Source organism: Micromonospora chokoriensis (genome assembly GCF_000718555.1).
Taxonomy (GTDB): Bacteria; Actinomycetota; Actinomycetes; order Mycobacteriales; family Micromonosporaceae; genus Micromonospora; species Micromonospora chokoriensis_B.
The window spans coordinates 394,659-420,826 of the sequence record NZ_JOAN01000003.1 but is presented as its reverse complement, the minus strand read 5'-3'; the positions used below and the strand labels follow the sequence as shown (position 1 = coordinate 420,826).

Sequence of the window (26,168 nt, the reverse complement as noted above, 5' to 3'; positions counted from 1 at the left end):
CCGGACGCCTACGCCCAGTGGGAGCAGCAGGCCGCCGACCTCGTCGGCCAGTACTGGAACAGCTGACCCCCACGACAGCACCACCCGCACAGCACCACCGCACGACACCAACCGCTGGCCGGCACCCGCAACACGGGGTGCCGGCCAGCGGCCTTCCCACCACCAAACACACCACCCAGCCCTGACCGCCACCCAACGGACGCGGAGAAACGTCACCCCCACCAGCGACCGCGCCGCAAACACCCCGAGCGCCATACACCCAGCGGTCAGAAGAGAACCGTGGCCAAAGTGCCGACCGGCTGGAAGCCACAGCGTTCGTAGACGCGGCGGGCCGGGAGGTTGAAGTCGTTGACGTACAGGCTGACGGTCGGGGCGACCCGCAGCAGCGCGTCGCGGACGACGGCTGCCATGGCGGCCGTGGCGATTCCGCGGCCTCGCCACTCCGGTGCGACCCAGACGCCCTGGATCTGGGCCGTCCGCTTGGTCACGACGGCCAGCTCGGCCTTGAACACGACCTTGCCGTCGACGATGCGGGCGTACGCGCGACCGGTCCGCACCAGGTCGTTGACCCGCCGGCGGTAGCTGCGTCCGGCGTCCTCGGTCAGCGGGGAGACGCCGACCTCTTCGGTGTACATGGCTACCGCCGCCGGGAAGAGTCGATCGACCTCGCCGGAGCGAACCTGGCGTACCTCCGGGTCGGCCGGTATGGGTGGCAGCGTCTCGGTGACCAGCAACGGCTGGTTGGGGCGGATGTCTCGCGCTGGCCCCCAGGTGTCGGAGAGCCGGTCCCACAGCCCGAGGACGGCATCGGCCCGACCGACGATGGAGGAGCAGAGCCGTTCCTCGCCCGCGAGCAGGTCGGCGAAGGCAGACACCGCCGCGTCGCTCGCCAGCACCGGGGTCAGGTTGCCGCCGAGCCAGCAGAGTGATTCGAGGTTGCGGCGTGCGCCGTACCCCAGGATTCTGCCCTCGGCTCGCCACCAGGAGAGCCCACGCGCAGCGATCCGCTCGGCGACCTGCGCGCCCGCGAACGGGTCATGGTCGAGCAGTCGCTCGACCGCGCGGCGCTCCGATTCCCCCAGTTGGCGTACCGGCACCGTCAGCACGACTATCAGCCTGCCAGATCGACCCCCCGCTCCGCCGGTCGAGTGCCGAGGCCGGCACCGGTTCTGCTGGCCCATTGAGCGGCCGGGTCCGCTCGGCCCACCGGACGACCGGGGACACCAGGGCTCCGAACAGGAGAAACAGGGCACCGAGCAAGAGCCAGCCGGGTACGCCCCAGCCGAGGGCGAGGGTGGTCACCACGACCGGTGCGAGCATCTTGCCCAGCTCGTAGCCCATGCCGTACGCCCCCTGGTACTGCCCCTGGGCGTCGGCTGGCGCGAGCCCGAAGGAGATCCCCCAGCCGGCGGCGGAGTGCCACAGCTCCCCGGTCACGTGTGCCAGCGACCCACAGACGAGCAGGCCGATCGCGCCGGCGGTGGGCAGCGCGCCGCTGGCGGCGAAGAGTACGCAGGCCAGGGCGATGGCCACGCCGGCTCGACGGGCGGCACGGGCGGCTCCGGGCACGGTGGCGGCGCTATCTGCGGCGCGGACCTGGAGGAGCACCACCAGCACGGTGTTGACAAGCGTCAACGCGGAGATCATCCAGGCGGGGGCCCGGGTGTGGCCGGCGATCCACAGCGGCAGGGCGATGGTGAGCAGGCTGAAGTGCATCGACATCAGCCCGTCGAGCAGGGTGAAGGCGAGGAACGGGCGGTCCCGTAGGGCGACCAGCCGAGGGCCGTGCGTCGGGGCGGCGACCGGGGCGATGGTGGGCAGTCGGAGGAAGACCACCGCTGCGGCCAGTGACGTCGCCGCCGAGGCCAGGATCAGCGCGACGTACCCGGTTCGGGTGTCGGCGGCAATGGCGAAACCGCCGAGGACGGCGCCGACGGAGATCCCGACGTTCGTGGTGGCCCGCAGGTAGGCGCGGGTGCGGACCCGCTGGTCGGCCGGGATCGCTCCGGCGATCAACGCGCCGCGGGCACCGCGCTCCACCGCGTCGGCGAGCGCGGTGGCGGCTCCCACCAGCACGAACGTGGGGAACGACCGGACGGCGATCAGGCCGCTGGTCAGGATGCCGGCGGCGAACAGTGCGCCGACCTGTACGCCGCGCGGGCCGACGCGGTCGGCCAGGTAGCCACTGGGTGTGCTGGCCAGTACGCCGACGAGAGCCGAGATGGTCAGCCCGATGCCGACCTGGGTTGCCGACAGGCCGACCGACCGGGTGAGGAAGAGCGCGCTGGCGACGAGCCAGAGGCCCCGCCCGACGGTCTTGACCAGGGTGCCGAGGGTGAGGACCCGGGCCGGGCCCGGTGCGGGAAGCAGGCGCATGACCGACACCTTAGCAAGACGTACGTACGGTTTGGGAAATGAGGAGTTGTCGGCGATGCATTGGCGATATATCGTTGATGCATCAGCGACAGTACGAAGGAAGGACGGACCCAATGAGGTTCCATCGACAGCACCACCCGATGCACGAGGCCCGGATGCGGGGATTTGGCTTCCCGCCGGTCCCGCCCGGCCCGCACGGCCACGGCGGCGAGCACGGACACGGCGGTCCCTGGGGCGGTCGGGGCCGTGGACGGGGTCGGGGCCGACGCCCCAACGTCCGGGCATCCGTGTTGGCGCTGCTCACCGAGCGGCCGATGCACGGCTACGAGATGATCCAGGAGATCGACTCCCGCACCGGCGGTGCGTGGCGGCCGAGCCCGGGCTCGATCTACCCCACCCTCCAGCTACTGGAGGACGAGGGCGTGATCGTCGCCAGCACCGAGGAGTCCGGCGGCGGGCGGAAGCGGTTCACGGTCACCGAGGCCGGTCAGGCGGAGGCCACCGAGGCCGCGCAGACCCCGCCGTGGGCGGACGTCGCCCAGGGCACGGTGAGCAGCTGGCACGACATCCGCGACTCCGGCGCGCAGGCGATGAACGCCCTGCGGCAGGTGATGATGAACGGCACCGACGACCAGCGCGAGCGGGCCGCCCAGGTGCTCGACGAGACCCGGCGCAAGCTGTACGCGATCCTCGCCGAATCCGAGTGAAGCCAGGCCGCACCACAGCACAGGCCGCACCACAGCACAGGCCGCACCACAGCACAGGCCGCACCACAGCACAGGCCGCACCACAGCACAGCGAGCACCACAGCAGCACAAACGCGGAAGCGGCCGTTCCCTCCACGGGGAACGGCCGCTTTTTCCGAATGGAAAATCAGTGCACCGTGACGGTCGGGCCGGGGATCAACCCGCGCAGCTCCTCGGGGAGCTCGGCGCCCATCTCGTCGGCGATCCGCAGCGCCTCTTCGATGAGCGTCTCGACGATCTGCGCCTCGGGCACCGTCTTGACGACCTTGCCCTTGACGAAGATCTGGCCCTTGCCGTTGCCGGAGGCGACGCCGAGGTCGGCCTCGCGGGCCTCGCCGGGGCCGTTGACGACGCAGCCCATGACGGCGACCCGCAGCGGCACCGGCAGCCCTTCCAGGCCGGCGGTGACCTCCTCGGCGAGCTTGTAGACGTCCACCTGGGCCCGCCCGCAGGACGGGCAGGAGACGATCTCCAGACCGCGCTCGCGCAGGCCGAGCGACTCCAGGATCTGGTTGCCGACCTTGATCTCCTCGACCGGCGGGGCGGAGAGCGACACCCGGATCGTGTCGCCGATCCCCTCGGCGAGCAGGGCGCCGAAGGCGACCGCCGACTTGATGGTGCCCTGGAAGGCCGGACCGGCCTCGGTGACGCCCAGGTGCAGCGGGTAGTCGCACTGCTCGGCCAACTGCCGGTACGCGCGGATCATCACGACCGGGTCGTTGTGCTTCACCGAGATCTTGATGTCGCGGAAGCCGTGCTCCTCGAACAGCGAGCACTCCCACAGCGCCGACTCGACGAGCGCCTCGGCGGTGGCCTTGCCGTACTTGGCGAGCAGTCGCTTGTCCAGCGACCCGGCGTTGACGCCGATCCGGATCGGCACCCCCGCCGCCCCGGCGGCACGGGCGATCTCCTTGACCTTGTCGTCGAACTGCCGGATGTTGCCCGGGTTGACCCGGACGGCCGCGCAGCCGGCGTCGATCGCCGCGAAGACGTACTTCGGCTGGAAGTGGATGTCGGCGATCACCGGGATCTGCGACTTCTTGGCGATCGCGGGCAGCGCCTCGACGTCGTCCTGGGACGGCACGGCCACCCGGACGATCTGGCAGCCGGACGCGGTCAGCTCGGCGATCTGCTGGAGCGTGGCGTTGATGTCGGAGGTGAGGGTCGTGGTCATCGACTGCACCGACACCGGCGCACCACCACCGACCGGCACCGAACCGACCATGATCTGGCGGCTGGCCCGGCGGGGTGCGAGCGGCGGGGGCGGCACGGCGGGCATACCGAGACTGATAGCGGTCACTTCAGGCACTCACCTTGAGAAGAGCGTGATGGGGTTGACGACGTCCGCGGCGATGGTCAGGAGGGTGAACGCGCCACCGATCAGGATCACCACGTACGTGAAGGGCATCAGTTTGAGGTAGTCCACCCGGCCGGGGTCGGCGCGGCCGACCTTCGCGTAGATCCAGGAGCGGGCCCGCTCGAACCAGGCGATGGCGATGTGGCCGCCGTCCACCGGGAGCAGCGGCAGCAGGTTGAACACGCCGATGAAGAAGTTCAGCGACACGAAGAGCATGAAGAAGACCAGCCAGGCGTTGTTCTCTACCGCCTCGCCGCCGAGTCGGCTGGCGCCGACCACGCTGATCGGGGTGTCGACGTCCCGCTCGCCGCCGGTGAGGGCGGTCCAGAGGGCGGGGACCTTCTGCGGGAGGCGCTGGAGCGCCTGGGCGGTGCCGACGGCCAGTTGACCGGTGAAGTCGGCGGTGGCACCGAAGGCGCCGATCGGGCCGTACGTCACGCGGGTGGGGGTGGTGGGGACGAGCCCGACGCCGAGGGCGGCGACCGGCCCGGCGGTGCCCTTCGGGTCGTTCAGCGGCGGACGCTGAGTCTGCGCGAGCACCGTGCTGGTGGTGCCCGCCTGCCCGTCGCGGACGTACGCGATCTGCGCGGTGTCGCCCGGCTTGAGCGCGCGCAGCATGGTGAGCAGATCGCCGTAGGAGTTGATCGCGGTGCCGTTGATCGCGGTGATCCGGTCACCGTTGCGCAGTTGCGCCTGGGCGGCCGGGCTGGCGGCGTCGGCGGGGGTGCACGCCCGCACCGCGTTCTCCGGCACCACGCACTGGCTGAGCTGGATGACGGCGGGCTCCTGGCGGGCTTGCGCGTCGGTGGTGGGGAAGTCGGGGTTGGGCAGGCCGGCGGAGACGGCGAGGATCCAGATCGTGACCAGGGCGAGCGCGAAGTGCGTGATCGACCCGGCGGCCATCACGATCGTCCGCTTCCAGACCGGGTAGCGCCACATCACGCGCGATTCGTCGCCCGGCTCGACGTCGTCGTCCTGCGGCGTCATCCCGACGATCTTGCAGAAGCCACCGAGGGGGATGCCCTTGAGGCCGTACTCGGTCTCACCTCGCCGGAACGACCAGATGGTGGGGCCGAAGCCGACGAAGTACTTCGTGACCTTCATCCCGAACGCCTTGGCGGTCAGCAGGTGACCCGCCTCGTGCAGGCTGACCGAGATGAGAATGGCCAGGGCGAAGAGGACCACCCCGAGCAGGTACGACATCAAGCTCCTTCCACCGAACCCGCGATGATCTCCTGCGCGTGCGCGCGTGCCCACGACTCGGCCGCGAGCACGTCCTCGACGGTACCTGGTTCGTCGAAGTCGGGAGCGTCCTCCAACACGCGGTCGAGGGTGTCGACGATGCCGAGGAACGGCAGTCGGCCCGCCACGAACGCCGCCACGCACTCCTCGTTCGCCGCGTTGTAGATCGCCGGCCGGCAGTGCCCGGCGACCCCGGCGGCCTTGGCCAGGGCGACGGCCGGGAACGCCTCGTCGTCGAGCGGCGCGAACTCCCAGGTGTGCGCGGCCGTCCAGTCGACGGCGGTGGCGGCCTCGGGCACCCGGTCCGGCCAGCCGATGCCGAGCGCGATCGGCAGCCGCATGTCCGGTGGGCTGGCCTGGGCGATCGTCGACCCGTCGACGAACTCGACCATCGAGTGGATCACCGACTGTGGGTGCACCATCACGGCGATGTCGGCGTAGGGCACGTCGAACAGCTCGTGCGCCTCGATCACCTCAAGCGCCTTGTTGACCATGGTCGCCGAGTTGATCGTGACGACCGGCCCCATGTTCCAGGTCGGGTGCGCGAGCGCCTGCTCGGGTGTGACCTGCGTCAACTCGTCGCGCCGCCGACCTCGGAACGGGCCGCCGCTGGCCGTGACGATCAGCCGGCGCACCTCACCGCGCGTACCGGAGCGCAGACACTGCGCCAGCGCCGAGTGCTCCGAGTCGACCGGGACGATCTGCCCCGGCCGCGTCACCGCGGCCTTGACCAGCGGGCCGCCGGCCACGAGCGACTCCTTGTTGGCCAACGCGAGGGTACGACCACCGCGCAGCGCGGCCAGCGTAGGAGCGAGGCCCAGCGAGCCGACCACCCCGTTGAGCACGACGTCGCACGGCCACTGCGCCAGCTCGGTCATGGCGTCCGGGCCGGCCACGATCTTGGGAAGCTTGAAGTCACCGGTGGCCCAGCCGCGCCGACTCGCCTCGGCGTAGAACGCGAGTTGCAGGTCCTGCGCGGCGGACGCCTTCGCCACCCCGACCGCCTCGACGCCCAGCTCCAGGGCCTGCGCGGCGAGCAGCTCGACGTTGCCGCCACCGGCACCCACGGCGACCACCCGGAACCGGTCCGGGTTGCGCCGGACGATGTCGATGGCCTGCGTGCCGATCGAGCCAGTGGACCCGAGCAGAACAAGGTCGCGGGGGGAAGTCACCCGGCCATTCTTCCCCACTGCCGCTGTACGCCCGCTGGGAGCCTCAGCCCTCCCCGTCCGTCGCTTCCGGCAGCGCCTCCTCGCCGAGCAGGTCGGCCGGATCGATGGAGAACTCGAACGGCTCCCGCATGACGAAGCGCGTCCCGGCCGCAGCGGCAGCCACCGGCCGGTACTCCCCCTCGGTCAGCTCGTACAACGCGATCGTGGGCACCCGATTGCGCAGGTCGACCCGGAGGAAGAAGGGCACGCCGACGGCCGCGTACTCGCGCGGTCGGTCGATGATGTCCTTGCGCCGGTTTCCGGGAGAGACGATCTCGCCGAGAAGCACGGCGTGCCCGATGTTCATCGTCGTTCGACCGCCGCCCGGAGCGTCGAGGATGACGATGTCCGGGATGAAGAGATCCTGGCCCGAGACGATGTTCGTCTCAAGGTAGAGCCACAGCTTTGCGCGACGGGCCGCCTGCTTGAGGAGGTAGGCGAGATCCAGCTCCGCGTCCTGATGGTCATATCCCGCATGTGGTGTCACGATCACGCTTCCGCTCAGGACCTCAACCTTGGGGCCGTTGGTCTCCGGCAACAGGTCGAGGGCGAGCTGCGCAGTCCACGGTTCGTCGTGCCACCGCAGCACGTCGAACGACGGCTCGGTGTGCTGCGGCTCCGGCTCCGGCTCCGGCTCCGGCTCCGGCGCGAACGCGGCCTGGGCCATCCGGGCTCACCCCCTCAGCGGGACATTTTGCTCAGCTCAGCCTAGTCACCGCCGCCCCAGTTGTGCGTCATCGCACACCCGGTCCGACCCCCAAGTGGCTGACGCTCAGCCGCACTACTCCCAACCAATAACCCGGGGTAACACAACCCGCCCCCGGCACAAAAGCACGAGTGGTTCGTGCAGATCTTGGAGGGAAATGGCCCCTCCCGGGGCCGAATGCTTCCAAGATCTCGGCGAACGAGTTCGCCGAGCGGCTCAGCGGCGGGTGTTCGCCTGCTTTGCGCGGGTTGACGCGATGAAGGCGGTCCAGGCCGAGGGGGTGAAGGTCAGCGTTGGGCCCTGCGGGTCCTTGCTGTCGCGTACGCCGACCGTCTCGGCGAACCCCGCCACCTCGACGCAGTCGCCGTCGCCACCGGACCGGGTCGACTTGCGCCAGACTCCGTCACGCACCATCGGTCATCTCCTTCGCTATGGCCACGATCAACTCACGGGACTCGATCGGGGTCAGCGCCCGCTCCCCAAGTGAACGCCACACATTCTCGTAAACCTCGATCTCGTGGGCCTTGTCAAGGTAGACCGCGCCGCAGGGACCGTCCATGTAGATCGTCGTTGGTTCGGGCTCCCGCACGTCAGTCGGGAAGTCGAGCATGGTGAAGGTGCCAGCCGATGCCCAACGGAACAGCCCGGCGGCTAGCGGTAGCACTCGCAGGCTGATGTTGTGCCGCTCGCTCGTCACCACCAGGGCGTCCAGTTGCCGGACCATCGCCGCTCGGTCGCGCAGCGGCCGACGCAGCACCGATTCGTTCAGGATCACATCGAGATGCGGGGCTCGGGGCACCGCCCGCGCCAGCAGCCGCTGCCGGCGCAGCCGGATGTCCACTCGAGCCTTGCGCTCTGCCTCGCCGAGCTGCGGGTGGTCGGTGGCGATCACCTCGGTCATGTACTCGACCGTCTGCAACAGACCGGGCACGAGGTCGGCCTCATACTTGCGGATCCTTGTTGCGGCGGCTTCCAGGCCGACGTACAGCTTGAACCAGTCCTTGATCGCTTCGCCGTAGCTGTGCCACCAGCCGTGCGCCTTGGTCTCGCGGGCCAGCGCCCGCATCGTCTCGATCGTCTCCGGGGACGCGCCATAGACGCGGCACATGGCCGCCACGTCGTTCGGGTGCATGGAGACCTGGCCGGTCTCGTACCGCCAGATCCGAGGTGCCGACCACTCCAACTCCTTGGCCGCCGCGGTAACTGTCACGTACGCGTTCTCGCGAAGCTCTCTCAGATATCTGCCGAGCTGCCTGCGTGGAACTGTGCTGCCGGAGTCGTCCACGTCATCTCCCTGGCTGTCGTCGCGTAAGGCACCTCAACCCTTGGTCCGCATTCTGCTCCGAAAGATTGCGCTAGACCAGCACCAGAATGACCATCGTGGATGACAGCCGAATGACCGCGTTGGAAGGAGGGCCATGGAGAGCAGTGACGAAACCACCGACGATCTGCCGATGCCGCCCTACGTGACCACAGAGGACGTCGTCTTCGCGCTGCGGGCGGTAAGCGTGCACACTCCCGAGCAGCGACCCGACGGTCAGCGGTGCCGCAAAGACGAGGCTCCTCACCCGTGCCGGCTACACCGTTGGGGCCGTCGCGTCCTGGCCAAGCGCGGCCTGACCGACGGGCAGGTCCAGACGCTGCTCAGCGGAGGCACGGTGGCGCTTCGATGAGCCACCCGACTGAGGATCGCCTACCACCGCAGGTGTCCGGGCCTGCACTACGCGCGAACCCCGCGACGGGTAACCGCCCATCACCACCAGGCCGAGCGGCCGGGCCCGCACTACGAACGAACCATCCTGCGGGGAGCCACCCACCATCACCAGCGGAACGGGCCGCGCCGCGGTGGATCATCCACTTGCCGACCACGCTGACCAGCCTCGACGAGGTCACGGCGCTGGCCGTGGCGCTGCGCGACTCGCTCGGGCACCTCGCCGTCGTCGACTTCGGCGAGACCACGCTCAGCGAGGAGGACGCGCAGTTTCTGCGTACCCGAGTGTTCTGTGACGCCAGGATCGACGGCGCGGGACGCTGCCAGCGCCGCGATGCCCACGACGGACCCTGCGCTGCGACGATCGACTCGGCTTCATGGAAGTCGGGGTGTCCGCAAGAGCAGGACACCCCGACTTCACTGAAACCGTGTTGATCAAGCGGCGAGCGGCGGGTTAGCCGCCGTTGATGACGAACTGCGAGCCCGGCTGGATGACGATGTTGCCGTCGGCCGAGTTGGTGATTGTCACGTTGGTGAGGTTGGCGTTGCCGCGCGCGCCGCTCATCGCGAGGATGCCGGCACCATTGTTGGATTTGTCGATCCGGACGTTGGTGATGGCGACGTTCGGTATGTTGCCGCCACCGTTCTTGAACTGGATGCCGTCGAACGTCGAGTCGACGATGTCGGTGTCCCGGATGGTGACCCCGACGATGTCCCGAGTCGCCGGGAAGATCGTGATGGCACCGAACTCCTGGTCCTCGTTCCAGAATGCGCCGCCGGTGCGGTAGAGCCCGTTGTTGGCGATCAACGTCGTGCCAGAGAACGGCAGCGGGTCGTGATCGGTCGCCAGCATGATGCCCGGGTAGTTGGCGGTGTCGTAGATCAGGTTGTTCTCGATCGAGTTGTCGTAGCCGCCGTAGATGGCGATGCCATTGGCCCGCCAGGGCAACTGGATGGTGTTGTTGACGAAGTGGTTGTCGTGGGCGATGTCGACGTTGCGGTCCTTGACGTACGGGTTGGCCCAGACGGCGAGCGCGTCGTCACCGGTGGTGCGGAAGGACGAGTTGAACACCCGCGAGTTGCGCGTGCCGTTGCTGAAGTTGATGCCGTCGGCGTACGTGTTGCGGATCCGCATCCCGGTGAACTCCAGCCCGTCGGCCGGCCCCCACAGGTCGGGGATGTTGTCGTAGTCGCGGCCCACCCAGGCACCCACGTTGGCGTGCTCGATCCAGACATTGCTGATCTTCGTGCCGGCCCCGAAGCGACCGTTCAGACCGACGCCGCCCTCGGCGTTGCCGTCACCGCCCCGGATCCGGCCGGAGCCGAAGATGGCGATGTCGGAGATCTGGGTGTTCTTGTCGATGTCGAAGCCGAAGTTGCCCTCGTGCGGGTGGTTGATGCCGCCCACCACGTTCTGCGGCTCGGTCAGCGTGTAGAGCTGCGAGTGCCACATGCCGGCGCCCCGGATCGTGACGTTGCTGATGCCGACCTGGTTGTGCGTACCCCGGTTCAGCGGGTCGTCGGTCAGGATCTTCTGCTCCTGCCGCCACTGCCCGGCCGGGATCCAGACGCAGCTGATGACACCGTTCTGGTCGTCGGTCACCGCCCGCTGGATGGCGGCGGTGTCGTCGAGCCCGTCGTTCGGGACCGCACCGTACGACGTGATCGAGGTGCAGCCCGCCGGCTGGCTCGCCGCCGGGGCCACCTGCTCCAGATCGATCATGTCGATGACGTAGAACGAGGCGGTGTCACCCGAGTCGCGCTGCAACTTGAACCGGGTGCCGGCCGGGTACGACTGCGCCAGCAGCGCGTTCGACTCGTCGAAGAGCCGTCGGGCGTCGGCCTGCGGGGTGTTGGTAAGCCCTTCCGGCTGATCGGTGTTGCCGTAGAGCCAGCTGTGCTTCGACGACAACGTCAGCTTCCGGGAGAAGACGTCGTTGACGTAGAGGCTGATGGTCGCCTCGATGCCGCCACCACCCGCCGCGTCCGGGATCGAGTTGCGCACCACGATCGAGTTGGCCTGGTTGGCCGAGGTGAACTCGACGAACTGGCCGGTGCTGTTGAGCCGGACCGACTTGCGCCCCGAGGACTCGCTGGCGAAGTTGGTGTGCCCGAAGGTACGCAGCGCGTCGGCCTCCAGCAGCGTGCCCTGGTAACGCCCGGCCTCCGCCTCGTACGAGACGTACGGAACGGCAGCCCCCCGACCGACCACGATCGACTGGCTGAACGCGTTGTTGGTCTCGTTGGTCTCGGTCACCACGTTCGTGGCGTCGGCGGTGGCGGTGATGGTGGCCCCGCCGCTGGTAGCTGTCCAGCTACCGCTGACCGCCACGGTGACCGTCGCGCCAGCGGCGATCGAGGCGGTGTTGGTGTTGAGCGTGGTGCTGCCCGCCACCAGCCGGGTGACAGTGGTCGCGCCGGTCGCGGCGGTGCCCCGGTTGCGGACCGTCACGGTGAAGGTGACGGACGCCCCGACGGCCGGGTTCGGCGGGTTCGAGGCGATGCTGAGCACCTGCAGGTCAGGCCCGGGTGCCTGCGCCACTACAAGCGGCGACGCCGCCGTGAAGCTGTTGTTGCCGTTGTTCTGCTCGACGATCGTGTTCGCCGGGTCGACCACCGCCGAGACGGCGTAGCTGCCCATCGGCCGCGTACCAGCGTTGAACGACACGGTGGTCGAGGCACCGGCGGCGAGCGCGCCGACCGTGGCGCTGCCGACGACCGCGCCGGCCAGGCTGAAGTTGACAGTCGTCGCACCGGCGGACGCCGAGCCGATGTTCTGCACCACGGCCGAGAGCGTGACCGCGGATACCTCGCTGGGCGACGTGGGCGACCACGTCACCGAGCTGACGACCAGGTCCGGGTTGGGCGCCGGCGTGCCGCACACCTCAAGCTCCGCGACCTGGCCCGACGGTGCGCCGGTGTTGCCGGTGAACCGCAACTGCACGTCCGCGGTGGTCGCGCTGACCGGGATGGTCACCACGTTGCTGCCCTGGACGAACTGGTAGGCCGCCGCCGACACCAGACTGGTGTACGCGGACGACGACTGGTCGCGGCCGAGGACCTGGATGGTCTGGGTACGGGTGCCCCACGCCGAATCCGGGTTGAGCTTCACTGTGACACCGGAGATGGAGTGGTTGGCGCCCAGCGCCACGGTGAGGTTCTGCGGGTAGCTCGCCGCGCCCTCCCAGTAGGTGCCGAGCTGCCCGTCGTTCGCCTTGTCCGGGGTGAAGCTGAAGGTGGAGCCGCTCGCCGTCATGCTCTTGCCCGCCGCCACGTTGGTGCAGGCCGGCGGGTTGCTGCCGGTGCGGGTGACGGTGTTGCTGTTGCCGGAGAGGTTGCCAGCGCCGTCGCGGGCACGGACGTAGTACGACACGGTCGCCGTGGCCGGCTGGGTGTCGTTGAAGGTCGTCACGTTGCCGATCGACTGGAGGAACGCGCCGTTGCGGTAGACGTCGTAGCCGGCGACGCCGCTGCCGCCCGCGTTGTCGGTCGACGCCACCCAGTTGAGGCTGATGGTGGTGCCCGACTGGGTGTACGACAGGTTGCTCGGAGCGCTCGGCGCGGTGGTGTCCGGGGTGGTGCCGCCGCTGCCGTACACCTCCAGCTCGGAGAGCTGCCCGGCCGGCCAGCCGCTGTTGGCGGTGACGGTGATCCGGACGTAGCGGGTGGAGGTCGAGCTGAAGTTGATCGTTGCGGTGCTGCCGCTCGCCGGGTTGAAGGTGTACGTCTGCGAACCGAGCAGGTCGGTGAAGGACGACCCGTTGGTGCTGCCCCGCACGCTCAGCGTCTGCGTCCGGGTCCCCCAACCGGAGGTCGGCAGCTTCAGCACGACCTGGTTGACGCTCTGCGACGAGCCGAGATCGACCTGCACCCACTGCGGGAACGAGTTGTTGACGCTCTCCCAGTAGCTGCCCGCGTTGCCGTCGACGACCTTCGACGAGTCGTAGACGTCGGCGTGGCCGCTCTCCTGGGTGGGACGGCCCTGGGCGAGGTTGGTGGCGGCGGGGGCGAAGGCGCTGCTCGCCGCGGTTGCCGCGCCGAGCGGTGCGCCGGCCGCGTTCGCGACAGTCACCGGGCCTGCCGTGGCGATCATCGTGGCCGCGGCTGTCGCCGCCACCATCCTGAACAGATTCGTTCGTCTCATCGCTGTCCTGTCGTTGGGGGACGGTAACCGCGGGGCGGCGTGACCAGGGATGGGGGTGTGTGGCGGTGGGGGCTGCGAGGCGGGGACGGCCAGCGCGGGGGCGCCGGCCGCCGGGGGCACCGGAGACTCGCTGAATTACGGCTGGATGCAAGAAACCAAGCATGGCTTTGTCGAGATCTTGCATTACTTTGACCAAAGGTTACTGACGTGCTACGTGAGCGTCAACACTTCGACCACCTTGACTATTGATGGCCATGGTGACCCTGGCCCACCGCGCGAGGCGCAGCGAAGGTCAGGTCCGGCCCGCACGTGCCCGAAGCCGCGCGGATCTCCGCGTACGCGGGCACGCAGCGCTGAGCCACACCTTCGGTGGCGACCAGAAGAGGGATGACGGAGGTTTCGCCCCGCCGAGGTCGTTCAGCGGAGAGCAGCCGCCATCGCCTGCACAGCAGCCACGGATGTCTGCTCCGGGCGGGGGGCGAGTGTGAAGAGGTAGCCGCGGTGTGTCGGTTCAGCACTGACGCCCGGCGGTGGGGTGGCGCCGGCGCGCAGGATCCTGTGCGCCACGTACGTGACCCAACCGACCGTAGGGCCGTTCGGATCGACGGCTTGCAGTCGATCGATCTCACGGCTGGAGATCGCGGCCCAGTCGGGATCAACAAGCAGGATCAAGGCGCGGAGCATGGAGATGGCGCCCCCCGTGGAGGACAAGAACCGCTCGCCCGCCTCCCGCAGCGTCCAGGTGACGTGATTGGGGTCGTACGGGTCGACGGAGCCGATCACGATGTCGAGGCTGCTCAACGGCGCCCCGGTGCGCTCGACGTCGCTGGTCTCCATCTCGACGCGCACGGCCGGCGGGTCACCGTCGGCCAACTCCCTGGCCAGACCGATCATCGGGTCGGGGGCGTGGGAGAGCCCGGAGACCGCGTAGCCCCAGCTGTCGGTGTCCGTGGGGAACCAGACCGTGATGCGGGGCTCCGCGTCGGCCGTCAGGGTGAGAACGCTGGCCAGCAGGCCGCCGGTCGCCTCGACACCGCTCGCTCGCGGACCCCACTGCACGTGCACCGAGAAGTCATCCGGTGACAACAGAAGCTCGGGCGTGGTCATGCCCCCGCCTCGGCCGCCAAGGCCGCCCGCAGGCGCTCGTTGGCCTCGGGCAGCGGGCGACCATCGGCCATGATCGTACGGACCGCGAGCTGCCGGATGACGTCCTTGCCCACCTCGCGGCTCTCGTCGCCGAGGACGGCCACCGGGTCGACGCGCAGGACGACGAGCTTTCCGCCGGCGACCTCGGAGGTGTCGACGTCGAGCCCAGCGGTGTCGACAGTGGCCCAGCCCGAGTGCAGCCAGGTGGCCCAGCTGTACACCGGTGAGTCGCCGGTCCAGCAGCTCCACTCCTGGCGGACCCGCGGGGTGTCGAACCAGGCGTTGCGGGCCTGCCACACCTCAGCCAGCCCGGTCAACAGGTCGAGGACGGCAGCGGGGCGCTCGACGAGTGCGGCGGTCAGCGGGGCGTCGACGCGGACGGTCGCGGTGCCGCGGGTCCAACGGCCGGCGGTCGCGACCTGGCCGAACGACATCGACATCGGACCGCCGCCGGCCGGGGCGGGACGGAGCGTCGCGTCGCCGAACAGCTCACTGTCCTTGAAGATGTTGCGATTGCGGGTGGCCTTCACCGCCGGCGCCAGTCGCCGCGCCAGATCGGGGTCGTCGACAGAAATCGCCTGTTTGGCGCTCCGGCTCGTCTTGAACGCCTCGGTGGTCTCCGGCCAGACGTCGTGCACGAGACGCAACGATTTCGCGATTCGCTCGGCACCATCGGCGACCGTCCAGTCGGATCGGGAAGCCCAGCCAACCTGGAGGTGCAGGGTACGAAGAATGTCGTCAGTCATGGTGTCCTAGCAACCGTCGAAGTCGAAGTCGTTGTCCTGGTGCTCCCAGTCGATCCTGGCGAAGGCCGCCGCGTCCATATGCTTTTGCGCGTACCACTTGAGTTTTTCCAGCGCATCCGCCTCAGCCATCACGTACCTTAACCTAGCTCCGGGCGTGTCACTGATCGCGCCAGTCTGCCTGTTGAGCTGGTCGAGCAGCGCGTCGAGTTTCTCCTCGGCAAAGGAGTCTGCCGGGACGACCAGGTTGCCCGCCTTGTCGAAGGTCGCTGCCTTGAATGCGCCGGAATAGAAGCGCGACTTCGCCTCGACGAAGACGTCCGTGCCGTCAGCCGCCTTTTGGAAGCCGTCAAAGTCGACACCGCCGTGGCTGTATTCGTGGCCGACCTTCACGCCGGTGACCTGTTCCTGGTACCTCTTCCACAGCGCCTCGTAGGTGCCGCGGTTGACGTCGCGCCAGAGGCCGGGGCCACCCCAGTCGTCGCCCGGGGTGGGATCGTCGCAGTTGTACGGCGGCTTGGCGGCACCATCGGCCGAGGGTTCCGGTTCCTCGTCTACGTGGGGCAGCTCGATCTCGTTGCCGTCGTCGTCGAAGAGCCTGGTCTTCTGCAACAGGTCGCTGAAGGGCCGGGCCCCGCTCAGCATGTCGTCGAGGTCTCCGTCGGCGAGCGTGTCCGGAAACAACGCCAGGTCAAGAACCACGCCGAAGACGGTGCCGAGTGCACCGCCGGCGAGGCGGAGACCCGCGCGGGCGCCCGCACCAGCCGCACCTCGGCCCAGGCCGGAGTTGAAGTCGGCCAGAACCGAGTCGAAGACGCTCTTCATGCCGTTGCGCGCCATGAGCTGGCGGAACTGCGTGTCGGCCTGCTCCTTGGTCAGACCCGACACCAGCACCGTGCCGAGAGCCTGGGCCAGCAAATTCTGCCGCTGGTCGGCCGGCAGGTTGGGATCCGCCGCGCGCCGCAGCAGGTTCAGGTCGTTGCTGTTCATGATCTTCGCGGCGAGGAAGTTCTTCGCGGCTGAGTCGGCCGCCTGCTGTTCGAGGGCCTCGCCAGCGGCGATCGCGTCGGTGAGGTTGCGTCGGCGCGTCCGCATCGCGTTGATCTCGGCGTGCAGGGCAGGTGTGATCTCACCGGTGCACCTACTCAGCAGCACCGTGAGCGCCTGGTTGTACTCACCCGCCTGCCGGTTGAGCTCTCTCGCACCGGTCTTGAGCGCGGCCAGCCGCTTGGCGTACTGCTCACAGGCGTGCGAGGCCTGGGTGTAGCCGCGGTGGTGCAGGCCAATCTCGCTGATCAGGTTGAGTAGCTTGCGCTCGGCGTACTCGCGGACGCCGTCGAAATCCATCGACACCAGGATCCAGCGCCCGGTCGTGATCAGATCATTGCGCAGGGTCTCGCTCCACCAGGCCATCTGCAGGTACGTCTTGGCGTAGTTGTGCAGAGTGGCCGGATCGCCCTCCGGCTGCGGCACGGCCGGCACCGGCATGGGCAGCAGTGTGCCGCCGTCCTCTCTCGGGATCATCGCGGTCGCTCCGGGTCAGTCGAGGCCGTCGAGGAATGTGGACGGCCTTCCGGGACGCCACCCAGAGCCGGTGATGGTGGACGACTCGTCCGCCCACCGCACGACATGCGCGGAGCGTTCGGCACGATCGGCTGCCATGTGCGTGAAGCGCGCGAGGTCGTCACCGCGGGCGACCTGGCTGGAGACCATGAGGTCGAAGGCGGCCGCCGCCGTGGGATGCATCGCACCCTGGCCCCGCATCCCCTTGATCCGCTGCCCGATGGTGGTGATGTCGTCGCCGACCCGGTCGAGATCACGCCCGGCCTGCAGCACGACACCCGGATACATGGTCAGCGGGCTGCCGGGCGTGGTCGGCCCGGGCGATGGCGATGGTGTCGGTTGTGGCTGCGCACCGGGCGGTGCCACCGTCGTCGGCGGCGGGCCAGGAGTAGGCATTGGCGTTGGCGTGTCACCCATCGTTCCCCCTCGATGTTGACGGTTGCCAGGACCATCGATATCACTGTAAGCGACCGCGCAAGACTGGGAGTGCTACCTTCAGGGCGCGGGCGTCTTCCCGCCCGCTGCCTTTTCGGGGAGGTCAGCGCCATGAGTACGTTCATCACCGTCGAAGGTGGCGACGCCATCGGCCGTGGCGGTCAGGGACTGGACCAACGGGCCCAGCAGATCCGCCAGCATCTACTTAGCCTGGTCCAGGACATGGAGCACTCACGACAGTCGTGGCAGGGCCAGTCCGGATCGTCGTTCGAGACGGCGAAGGCGGAGTTGTTCACGAAGTTCAACCAGATCTTCACGAGCCTGTCGGCCATCGGCGCTGGCCTCGGCAAGTCGCAGGTCCATGTGACGACATCCGACAACACGTCGGCCGGAAACGTGGGGTCGGCTTCCGGACAGATCGAGTCGTCGTTCAGCCGTCCGGTCAACGTGAACATCTAGGGGGTTCCGCCATGACTGATCGCGTGCACTTCGACTTCGGCCGGGTTCAGCAACTGGCCGACACCCAGCAGGATTTCCACGGCCGGTTCGAGGCGGTACTCGGCGAGGTCAAGTCGACGGTCAACCAGCTCATGGGCCAGTGGCTCGGTGAGGGCACCGAAGAATACAAGGCCAAGCAGACCGCGTTCGAGGCCAACTACGTCGAACTGCAGACGGCGTTCGCCAACCTGCAGCGCCAGACGACCGAGGCCCACGGCAACTTCACCAGCGGCGTCACCCAGATCAAGTCCATCTGGTCGTGAGTTCCCCCGGCCAAGACGTGCCGGCCGCCGCCCCGGCCCTGCTCACCGCAGGACCGGGGCCGGCGGACGTCCGCATTTCCCAGCGGGCCGCGGACGCCGCGGTCGTCGAGTCCGAGCGACTGCATCAGCGTCGCCTCCAGGCGGCGTGGCTGCACGGCTCCACCAGGACGGCGGCCGACCGGCTCACCGTCTGGCCCTGGGCCCTCGTCGGGCTTCTCGTGACAATCCTGATCGTCGCAGGCATGGGCATCGCCTCGGCGTTCCGCGCCCAGCAACGCCTCGACGAGGAGCAGCGACGCCGTGTCAGCAGCGACGTGATCCGGGTGGACACCGCCCGTCAGTGCAGCGCGATCTGCAACTGAACCGGGCTGTGTGCTCGGCGCGCCCAGATCGCCCGCCCAGCCGGCAGCCGGGCTGCCGGAACACCGCAGGCGAGTGGTCCCTCGCCGCGCGAACCGGAGTGCAGCAGACCGGTCGTGGCCAGATCTCCCAGGCGCTGGAGCAGCGGATCGAACAGCGCACGGCTCGCCCCACCGGTACGCCGGGCCACGATGACGTGCAGGCCGACGTCGCGTCCGTACGGGATCATCTCCACCAACGGCAGCAGGGGGTTTCCCGCCGACGTGGCGACCATGTCGTAGTCGTCGATCACGACGACCATCTCCGGACCACTCCACCAGGAACGGTCCCGCAACTGCGCGGCGGTCACGTTCGCCGGCGGCAACCGGTCGGCGATCATCCCGCCCAGCTCGGCCGCCATCGACTCGGTCGCCTTGCGGTTGCTGCAGTACGCCATCTGGTACTCCTCCGACGCGACGCCGAGCAGCGTGTGCCGGTAATCGACCACGACAATCCCCAGATCCTCCGGGCTGCGGGCGCGCACCAGTTGCTCGACGATGACCCGCAGGGTGTTGGTCTTCCCCGTCTCGGAGTCACCGAAGACCAGCAGGTGTGGATCGGCGCCGAAAAGCTGCAGGCGGGCCGGGCCGAGGTCCGTCTCGGACAGGCCGATGGCGATGCCCGCCTCCGACGGCTCCGGCAGCGTGGACACCGGGATCTCGGCGGGCAGCGTTCGCACCTTCGGCACCGCGGGACGTCGTCCCCACTTCGTTGCCAGCAGCCGTACCGCCCTCTGCTGCGCATCGGCAAGGTCCTTCGTAGCGGTCCCCTCGTCGAGGCGCGGCAACGCGGTCTGGAAGAGCTGGCCGGAGCCGCTCAAGCCGCGGCCAGGCAGGTTGCTGGGCAGGGTCTCGGCCAGGCCGCGGCCGAACGCGGAGTCGAACGGGTCAGTGAGCCGCAGTTCGAGACGCCCACTGAAGCTGGGCAGTATCTTGTGCCGGATCTGCAGCGGACTCGTCACCGTGACGATGACGTGCACGCCGTACGCGGGACCGTCTGCGGCGATCTCGGCAAGCACCTCCTCAAGGTCGTCGAAGTCGTCGCGCAGGCTTCCCCACCCGTCGATGACCAGGTAGATGTCGCCGAGGTCCGACCCCGGCTCGCCGCCGGTGGCGGTGTCGCCGGGCAACACGTTGCCGGCGGTGCGCCACGCTCGCCACTGCGCCGGTGAGTCCAGAGCGACGCTGTTGAAGGCGCGTTCGCGACGCTCGACGGCCATCAGCACCTCGTTGAACGTGCGTCGGATCAGGTCCGGGTCGCCGCGGGTCGCGACGCTGCCGACATGGGGGAGATCCGCCAGCCCACGCAGCCCTCCACCACCGGCGTCGATGAGGTAGAAGGCGACCTCCTTCGGAGTGTGGACGTAGCTGGCCGACAGGACGAGCGTGCGCAACAGGATCGACTTACCCGACTGCGGTCCGCCCACCACCAACATGTTCGCCGCAGGGCCGGACAGGTCGAGGACATACGGGTCCTGACGTTGGGCGATCGGGCTGTCGACGAGCCCGACAACGGCGATGCGGCTGAGACTGTCGCCGGACGCGTACCGGCCCGACGCGACCGAGTAGGCGACCTGGCGCAGCGACAACGTGGCCGGCAGCGGATCGAGCCACACCTTGTGCGCCTGAACCGGACGATTGCGCTGCTCGGCGATCTGACGAGCGCCGACTCCCAGCCGGGCGACCGTCACCTCCAACAGGCTCAACTGCGGCAGCGTGGTCATCGCCCCGGCGGCGGCGTCCGCGACGGGTGCGCGCGTCGTGGCCGGCACCGCGGGCACGGGCAAGGCGGGCACGGGCAGGGCCGGCACGGTTGAGGCGGCAGGCTCACCGGTGGTGAATAGGCGAACGGTTGATCGCTGTGCCACCGGCGTTCGTGGGGTGCCGGCAGAGTAGGCGGCGGACACGTGCGCGGCGCGAAAGCGCTGGTAGACGGTTGTATCGACCTTGAGATAGCCCAGCCCTGGCTCCGGCGCGAGCCGGTAGGCGTCCGGGGTCCCGATCGCCTCGCGCGACTCGGTGTCGGAGAAGGTGCGCAGTGCGATCCGGTACGACAGGTGGGTCTCCAGGCCGCGGATCTTGCCGAGCTCGAGTCGCTGGGTGGCCAGCAGCAGGTGTACACCGATCGACCGTCCGATCCGGCCGATGGCGACGAACAACTCGGCGAACTCGGGCCGGTCGGAGAGCAGCTCAGAGAACTCGTCGATGATCACCAGGAGGTGCGGTAGCGGCGGCAGGTCGACCAGGCCGAGGTTGACGCCGGCGTCTCCGCGCAGAGCGCTGGCGCGGGCCTTCGCGTACGCGAAGAGGTTGGGCAGTGAGCCGGCGGCTTTGAGCAACTCCTGGCGCCGTTGGATCTCGCCGTATAGAGCGTCGCGCATGCGGTCGACAAGTGTCAGGTCGTCGGCGAGGTTGGTGACGATGCCGGCGCAGTGCGGTAGCCCGGACAGCCCCGCGAAGGTGGCACCGCCCTTGTAGTCGACGAGCACCATCGCCAGTTGGTCCGGGTGATGGGTGACCGCCAGCGAGGTGACCAGGGTGCGCAAAAGTTCTGATTTGCCGGACCCGGTAGCGCCGATCAGCATGCCGTGCGGTCCCATGCCACCGCGGGCCGATTCCTTGAGGTCGAGGTGCACCGCACGGCCGTTGTCGTCCACGCCGATCGGCACGCGCAGCAGGTTGGCGTCGCTGCGCGGCGCCCAGGTGACCGCCGCGTCCAGCGTGGCGAGGTCGTCCAGGGCGAGCAGGCTCTGCCACCTCACGCTCACGTCCGACCGGCTCGCACCGGCCTCCTCGGCAGCGAGCCGCAACGGCGCGAGTTGCCGAGCCAACTGCCGCACCAGCCCGACGTCCACGTGGTCGACCGCGAACGTCGTGGCCCGGTGCTTGTCGGACAGCCGCGCCAGCCCAGCGGTGTCATCGAGCAGCTCGACCCGCGCGTCGACCGTCTCAGGCTCGGTGCGACGCTCCGACAGCAGGTAGACGACGTGCACGTTGATATCGACCAGTTCGACGACCTGGTCGGGGCAGGTGATGCCGGCGTGTGGCGGCAGGTGCTCGCCGTCGACCACCACGAGCAGCGCGTCCGAAAAGCGACGTTTGGCCCGCCGGACGTCGATGACCCGCTGCGCGAGCACCGGCCCGAGCAGATCCTGCGACTCGGCGACGCTGTCGAAGACGAGCCGGTCACTGGAGGGCAGCGTCTCACCAGCGTCGACCTGTGTGCGCCGGAGCGCTCCGGGGACGGTGTGGGGCGACCACTTGACCCAGTCCCAACTGTCGGCCAGGGCTGGGGCACGGACCACGACAAGCGCGAGGTCGCCGGGAGCGTGCCACGCCATCGTCTGCGCGAGCAGAGCCCGACAGAGGGTACGACCCGCCTCAGGGTCGCCCAGGACAGTAAGGGCGCCGTACTCGGCCAGGTCGACCGTGACGGCCAGAGCCGGGATGGTGGCCCGGTCGGCGACCAACCGCCGGGCCTCGACGAGACACGTCTGGTCGTGCGCCGTGAGGGGGTTGTCGCCCAACTCCAGCCGTAGGGCCAGATCCGCGGGGACCTCTCCCGAGCCGGCCCGTAGGCGCAGGAAATCGTCATCCTCGCGGCGACGCTCCCACCGTCGCATCGGATCGGCCACGACGGCGGGCAGGGCGTCCGGCGGCGGATGGTGCCACTGCGCGGCGCGGCGCTGCGCGGCCTCGGCGGTTCGCACACTGCCACGGACCTGGTCCAGGTACTGCACATACCGCTGCCGCTGTAGGCGGATGCGCTTTCGGGGCCCCCGTCGCTGCGACGCGAACATGAGCATTCCCAGTGACACCGAACCGGCGAAGAAGACCAGGCCCAGAGCGGCGAACAGCGGCCGGTTGATGTTGGTGAGCACCACCATCAGCGCGCCCGTGCCGGCCAGAACCGGCATCATCAGAGTGACCATGCTCTGACCGGAGGCCGTCCCATCGTCCATTGTGGGTGGGAGGGCAAGGGCCTGGACCCGCTGCTCGGTGTGTGGCGCGGTCAGCCGGGCCGGCCGATGTACCACTCGTACGGTCATCGCCAACCCCCGTCGCGACCCGTCACCCTCCAGTATGGAGGTATGCCGATACAGTAACCGGCGGATCACGATCGGGGTGAACACAGTGAGTGAGTCCGTCTGCAGGGTCACGCTGGTTCTTGACCAACGGGTGCTGGACCTCGCCGTGCCCAAACACCTGCCGGTCTCCGACCTCCTGCCCGCCCTCCTGCCTCTCCTGACGGCGGGCCGAGCGACGCCGATCAGCGGGAGTTGGGCCTTGAGCCCACTCGGTCACGGACCGCTGAGTCTCGGCGTCACACTCGACGACGCGGGGATCACCGACGGCGCGGTTCTGCTCATGACGCCGGCCGGGCAGACTCCCGCGCCGGCCCGCCAGGATCATCTGCTCGACGTCGTCGCCGACCACGTGGACGGCGCGACGACCCGGTGGTCTTCGCGGGCCACCGGTGAGGTCGTGGCCGCGGCGGCGAGCGTCTGCCTGCTCGCCGGGCTGTTCACGATGCCCGCCCTGCACGTCGCCACGCCTCGGACCGTGGTTGCGCTGGCAGTCGTCACCGTGCTGCTGATCAGCGCGGCTGTGGCCAGCTCTACCCAGGCCCGGGTCGGTTCGGCGCTGCTCCTGACCGCTGCCGCTATCCACGCCTCCTGGGTCTCGCTCATCCTGTTCGGCGGTGGCCTGATCGTGCCGGCGACGGCGGCCCTCGCTGTCGCTGGGGCGGGTGCCGTTGCGGCCCGGCTCAGCACCCGAAGCCTCGACAACGCCGCGGTCTTCATCGCCACTGCCGCCGTCGTTCTCGGCCTCGCCTGGACGCTGGACGACCCACGCGGCACCGGAACTGTCGCGTTCCTCGTCGTGCTCGCCCTCGGGCCACTGCCCCGGCTGGTCGCCGGCGCCGGAGGGCTCTCCGCCCTGGACTATCGGCTGCGCAGCAGCGGGCGGGTGCCCGCCGACGATGTCAGCGCCTCCGTGCAGAGATCCGCGACGCTGCTGACCTGGGCCTTGACCGGTCTCAGCGGTGCGGGTGCAGTGCTCGCCATCGCCTGCGCAATCGATGGAACGGTGTGGCCTCTGACGCTGGCCGCGCTGGTCGGGATCGCCATGATGATCCGGTCCCGGCTCTTCTCCCGCGTCGGCCACGTGTTGCCACCGCTGCTCGCCGGGCTGGCCATCCTGCTGGCCTGTGCGACTGTCGCACTCTCCAGGACCGGCCATGACACGCAACTCCTGGCTGCCGTCGGCGTGGCAGCCGCAGCCGTCATCGCGACCATGCTGAGCGCGCGGACCCTGCGCATGGCGGTCCTGGCCAGACTGCGCCTGATCATCGCCATCCTCGAAGCCGTCGCCGTCATCGCCGCCGTGCCGGTCCTCGCGTCCGTGCTCGGGCTCTTCGACACGATCGGCGACATCCTGTGAGGGCGGCCGTGCACGTGCTCAGACGAGGCTGGCGAGGGCTCTGGCCACCCGCCCAGACACTGGCCACTGATCGGTTCCGTCTGCGACGCGCCGCAGCGTCGAACCCACCTCGTGGTCGCACCCAGGTCGTCGCCGTCATCGGGGCGACGCCGGTGTCGGGCGCCACGACGCTGACCGCCGTACTGGCTGGGATCGCCCACGGCCTGCAAGGCGTCAGTCCAGCGCTGCTCGCCGCCGGAGCGTCGGACCCACTCAGGGAGCGAGCCCCGGCGCATCTCCCCGCGCCGCACGAACGGCAGCCCGACACGGCGTTGATCGATGCCGTCAGCATGGTGAAGGCCAAGGCGCACACCGCGTCGGTGTTCGTGGACGCCGCCCTCGAGACCGCCCGCACCGATCCCAGATTCTTCACCGAGGCCGACGTCGTGGTGGTGACCCGCACCCCGGAACCAGCAAGCGCGATGACCGCCCGGTCGCTGATCGCATGGCTTCGCGGCATCCAGGCCAACCAGATCATCGAGGTCACCACGCACATCACCGGACCAGGGCCGAAGCACCCGAGGCACGACCTGGTCATCCCGCACGATCCGGCGCTCCGCGCTGGCGCCGTCGACCTGGAACGTCTGAACCTGGCGACACTCGACGCGGCCGTCGACCTCATGGCGCTGATCAACACCAGCCACCGCTGATCAGGGCTCAGGCGCGACAGCGCCAGCACGCCACCGGCCGGGCGGATCTCGCGTCAGGCGGCCAGCACGAAGGTCTCCAGATCCTCGCCGCCGTACCAGTCGGTGCGTCGGCCCACGTGGGCCATGCCGAGTCGCCGGCAGACCGCCATCGACGCCTCGTTGCCCGGCGCCACGACCGCGTAGATCTCCTGGGTGCCGGCGGCGAACTCCCGCGCGACCGCAGCGCGAGCCGCCTCGGTGGCGTAGCCGTGACCCCACGCGTCCGGGTGCAGGTGCCAGCCCACCTCGATGTCCTCGGTTCGGCGCGACTCGTCGCGCCCTGGCAGCGGCTTGAGTAACAGAGTGCCCACCACCAGGCTGGTCTCGCGTACCTCGATCGCCCAGGTGCCGTACCGGCCCTGGTCGTCGGCGTGCCGGTCCTGCCAGGCCCGCAGCCGCTCGACGGCCTGGCTCGGGTCGGTCATCGGCAGGCCCGGTGCCATGCCCAGGTACCGGGCGATCTCGGAGCGAGAGTAGATGTCGTAGATCCGGGCCAGGTCGGCCGGATCGTCGGTCCAGTCGCGCAGGATCAGGCGTTCGGTGGTGAGAACAGTCATGATCGGCGATCTTAAGGAGTGACGGCCCCGACGACAGGGAAGGAGAACCCGATGGGCAGCGGATGGCAGCGCGCGAAACGGATCACCAGTGCCGCCTTCCGTCCGGTGCGCGGGCGGGACCTGTCGCTGCACGCCGCCGCGATCACCTTCTACGGAGCGATCGCCGTGGTGCCGGTCGCCCTGCTGGCGATCTGGCTCACCGCCCTGGTGGCCGGGGCCGAACGGGTCCGGCGGCTCACCTCGTACGCCGTGGAGGCCCTGCCCACCGCGATCGGCGCACCCCGGGCGGTGGACGCGCTTGTCGACGCCGGGGTGGAGTTGACCCCGCTGCTCGCGCTGGCCTCCCTGTTGCCCGCGTCGTTGTACGGCGAGGGCCTGCGCCGGGCATTCGTCTCGGTGGCCGCACCCCGCTCCGACGAACACCTGGTCGGCTGGCGCGGCCGGCTCCTGCTGCTGCCACTGCTCGCACCGGCCCCCGCGCTGCTGCTGTCGATCCTGCTGGCGCTCCCCCTCACCACCCGCCTCATCCGCCAGGGCGGTTGGCTCGGAGTGCTCGGTGTGGTGCTGTCGTTCCTGGCGGTCTGGCTGGTGCTCACGCCGGTGCTGGTGTGGGTGTTCCGGGTGGTCGGGCCGGCCTCACCGGACTGGCTCTCCACCCTCGGGATCGGGTCGTTCACCGCGGCGAACCTCTCCGGCTTCCTGCACGGCTTCGTCCTCTTCGCCTCACTCCCCCTGGACCTCGGGGTGCCGTTCGGTGGCTTCGACGACATCGGCGCCGGCGTAGCCGTACTCCTCTGGCTCTACCTCTTCCACGTGATCGTCCTGGCGGGCTACTCCGCCACCCTGGCCCTATCCCGCTGGCGCACCACCCCCACCCCACCGGGTTGAGGCGGGGTGGG

General features: G+C 69.3%; 24 protein-coding genes. 9 read left to right on the top strand and 15 right to left on the bottom strand.

Features of this window, described 5'->3' with window-relative positions; all coding sequences use genetic code 11:
* Nucleotides 1-266: 266 nt before the first annotated feature.
* The gene (locus tag IF46_RS0107435) at nt 267-1,106 is read right to left on the bottom strand and encodes a DUF4081 domain-containing GNAT family N-acetyltransferase (RefSeq protein WP_030487538.1); all 840 of its coding nucleotides are present in this window, start codon (nt 1,104-1,106) and stop codon (nt 267-269) included.
* Nucleotides 1,036-2,376 (bottom strand): MFS transporter, encoded by a 1,341-nt coding sequence (locus IF46_RS0107430; RefSeq protein WP_084597805.1) that lies wholly within the window; start codon nt 2,374-2,376, stop codon nt 1,036-1,038. The genes IF46_RS0107435 and IF46_RS0107430 overlap by 71 nt, the downstream gene beginning before the upstream one ends.
* A 113-nt stretch (nt 2,377-2,489) precedes the next feature.
* On the opposite strand from IF46_RS0107430, the gene IF46_RS0107425 reads away from it, so the two are divergent.
* A complete protein-coding gene (locus tag IF46_RS0107425; protein WP_030487536.1) occupies nt 2,490-3,083 on the top strand; it encodes a PadR family transcriptional regulator in 594 nt (197 codons plus the stop codon).
* Between the two features lie 166 nt (nt 3,084-3,249).
* Here IF46_RS0107425 and ispG read toward each other — a convergent pair whose 3' ends face one another.
* The 6 genes from ispG to IF46_RS0107395 all read right to left on the bottom strand — a co-directional run bounded on the left by ispG (nt 3,250) and on the right by IF46_RS0107395 (nt 8,923).
* On the bottom strand, nt 3,250-4,422 hold the full coding sequence (gene ispG, locus IF46_RS0107420; RefSeq protein ID WP_030487535.1) for a flavodoxin-dependent (E)-4-hydroxy-3-methylbut-2-enyl-diphosphate synthase: 1,173 nt from the start codon (nt 4,420-4,422) through the stop codon (nt 3,250-3,252).
* 9 nt (nt 4,423-4,431) lie between these two features.
* On the bottom strand, nt 4,432-5,682 hold the full coding sequence (locus tag IF46_RS0107415; RefSeq protein WP_030487534.1) for a M50 family metallopeptidase: 1,251 nt from the start codon (nt 5,680-5,682) through the stop codon (nt 4,432-4,434).
* Nucleotides 5,682-6,893, bottom strand: a complete 1,212-nt coding sequence (gene dxr, locus IF46_RS0107410) for a 1-deoxy-D-xylulose-5-phosphate reductoisomerase (protein WP_030487533.1) — start codon at nt 6,891-6,893, stop codon at nt 5,682-5,684. Before dxr ends, IF46_RS0107415 begins: the two co-directional genes overlap by 1 nt.
* A 43-nt stretch (nt 6,894-6,936) precedes the next feature.
* Nucleotides 6,937-7,599 (bottom strand): Uma2 family endonuclease, encoded by a 663-nt coding sequence (locus IF46_RS0107405; RefSeq protein WP_051723742.1) that lies wholly within the window; start codon nt 7,597-7,599, stop codon nt 6,937-6,939.
* Nucleotides 7,600-7,854: 255 nt separating this feature from the next.
* Nucleotides 7,855-8,052 (bottom strand): DUF397 domain-containing protein, encoded by a 198-nt coding sequence (locus IF46_RS0107400; RefSeq protein ID WP_030487531.1) that lies wholly within the window; start codon nt 8,050-8,052, stop codon nt 7,855-7,857.
* Complete coding sequence (locus IF46_RS0107395) at nt 8,042-8,923, bottom strand: helix-turn-helix domain-containing protein (RefSeq protein WP_030487530.1); 882 nt, start codon at nt 8,921-8,923, stop codon at nt 8,042-8,044. Before IF46_RS0107395 ends, IF46_RS0107400 begins: the two co-directional genes overlap by 11 nt.
* A gap of 133 nt (nt 8,924-9,056) precedes the next feature.
* Here IF46_RS0107395 and IF46_RS0107390 point away from each other — a divergent pair, with 133 nt between their 5' ends.
* Both IF46_RS0107390 and IF46_RS0107385 read left to right on the top strand, forming a co-directional pair.
* On the top strand, nt 9,057-9,311 hold the full coding sequence (locus tag IF46_RS0107390; RefSeq protein WP_030487529.1) for a hypothetical protein: 255 nt from the start codon (nt 9,057-9,059) through the stop codon (nt 9,309-9,311).
* A 185-nt stretch (nt 9,312-9,496) separates the two neighbouring features.
* Complete coding sequence (locus IF46_RS0107385) at nt 9,497-9,784, top strand: hypothetical protein (protein WP_232233959.1); 288 nt, start codon at nt 9,497-9,499, stop codon at nt 9,782-9,784.
* 19 nt (nt 9,785-9,803) lie between these two features.
* Here IF46_RS0107385 and IF46_RS0107380 read toward each other — a convergent pair whose 3' ends face one another.
* From IF46_RS0107380 to IF46_RS0107360, 5 genes are all read right to left on the bottom strand, one after another.
* A complete protein-coding gene (locus IF46_RS0107380; protein ID WP_030487527.1) occupies nt 9,804-13,493 on the bottom strand; it encodes a CARDB domain-containing protein in 3,690 nt (1,229 codons plus the stop codon).
* 417 nt (nt 13,494-13,910) lie between these two features.
* On the bottom strand, nt 13,911-14,600 hold the full coding sequence (locus tag IF46_RS0107375; protein ID WP_030487526.1) for an Imm52 family immunity protein: 690 nt from the start codon (nt 14,598-14,600) through the stop codon (nt 13,911-13,913).
* The gene (locus tag IF46_RS0107370) at nt 14,597-15,385 is read right to left on the bottom strand and encodes a hypothetical protein (RefSeq protein ID WP_030487525.1); all 789 of its coding nucleotides are present in this window, start codon (nt 15,383-15,385) and stop codon (nt 14,597-14,599) included. The genes IF46_RS0107375 and IF46_RS0107370 overlap by 4 nt, the downstream gene beginning before the upstream one ends.
* A 6-nt stretch (nt 15,386-15,391) precedes the next feature.
* Complete coding sequence (locus IF46_RS0107365) at nt 15,392-16,870, bottom strand: Tox-REase-5 domain-containing protein (protein WP_198041383.1); 1,479 nt, start codon at nt 16,868-16,870, stop codon at nt 15,392-15,394.
* 51 nt (nt 16,871-16,921) lie between these two features.
* The gene (locus IF46_RS0107360) at nt 16,922-17,362 is read right to left on the bottom strand and encodes a hypothetical protein (RefSeq protein WP_157562715.1); all 441 of its coding nucleotides are present in this window, start codon (nt 17,360-17,362) and stop codon (nt 16,922-16,924) included.
* Between the two features lie 129 nt (nt 17,363-17,491).
* Here IF46_RS0107360 and IF46_RS0107355 point away from each other — a divergent pair, with 129 nt between their 5' ends.
* The 3 genes from IF46_RS0107355 to IF46_RS0107345 are packed head-to-tail and all read left to right on the top strand — an operon-like array spanning nt 17,492 to nt 18,503.
* A complete protein-coding gene (locus tag IF46_RS0107355; protein ID WP_030487522.1) occupies nt 17,492-17,839 on the top strand; it encodes a WXG100 family type VII secretion target in 348 nt (115 codons plus the stop codon).
* 11 nt (nt 17,840-17,850) lie between these two features.
* Nucleotides 17,851-18,141, top strand: a complete 291-nt coding sequence (locus IF46_RS0107350; protein WP_084597804.1) for a WXG100 family type VII secretion target — start codon at nt 17,851-17,853, stop codon at nt 18,139-18,141.
* Nucleotides 18,138-18,503, top strand: a complete 366-nt coding sequence (locus IF46_RS0107345; protein ID WP_157562713.1) for a hypothetical protein — start codon at nt 18,138-18,140, stop codon at nt 18,501-18,503. The genes IF46_RS0107350 and IF46_RS0107345 overlap by 4 nt, the downstream gene beginning before the upstream one ends.
* On the opposite strand, the gene eccCa is transcribed toward IF46_RS0107345, so the two are convergent.
* Nucleotides 18,479-22,588, bottom strand: coding sequence for a type VII secretion protein EccCa (gene eccCa / locus IF46_RS0107340; RefSeq protein ID WP_198041382.1), 4,110 nt, complete (start codon nt 22,586-22,588; stop codon nt 18,479-18,481). The two genes, IF46_RS0107345 and eccCa, sit on opposite strands and share 25 nt — an antisense overlap.
* A gap of 85 nt (nt 22,589-22,673) precedes the next feature.
* Here eccCa and eccD point away from each other — a divergent pair, with 85 nt between their 5' ends.
* Together eccD and IF46_RS0107330 are read left to right on the top strand one after the other, a co-directional pair.
* A complete protein-coding gene (gene eccD, locus IF46_RS0107335) occupies nt 22,674-23,984 on the top strand; it encodes a type VII secretion integral membrane protein EccD (protein ID WP_030487518.1) in 1,311 nt (436 codons plus the stop codon).
* A 152-nt stretch (nt 23,985-24,136) separates the two neighbouring features.
* Nucleotides 24,137-24,673 carry a hypothetical protein gene (locus tag IF46_RS0107330; RefSeq protein ID WP_157562711.1) on the top strand — a complete coding sequence of 179 codons (537 nt, stop codon included), beginning with the start codon at nt 24,137-24,139 and terminating at the stop codon, nt 24,671-24,673.
* Between the two features lie 53 nt (nt 24,674-24,726).
* Here the strand turns inward: IF46_RS0107330 and IF46_RS0107325 are convergent, their stop codons facing one another.
* Nucleotides 24,727-25,269: a GNAT family N-acetyltransferase gene (locus IF46_RS0107325; protein WP_030487516.1), complete on the bottom strand. Its 543-nt coding sequence runs from the start codon at nt 25,267-25,269 to the stop codon at nt 24,727-24,729.
* A gap of 51 nt (nt 25,270-25,320) precedes the next feature.
* On the opposite strand from IF46_RS0107325, the gene IF46_RS0107320 reads away from it, so the two are divergent.
* Complete coding sequence (locus IF46_RS0107320; protein WP_030487515.1) at nt 25,321-26,157, top strand: YhjD/YihY/BrkB family envelope integrity protein; 837 nt, start codon at nt 25,321-25,323, stop codon at nt 26,155-26,157.
* Nucleotides 26,158-26,168: the final 11 nt, after the last annotated feature.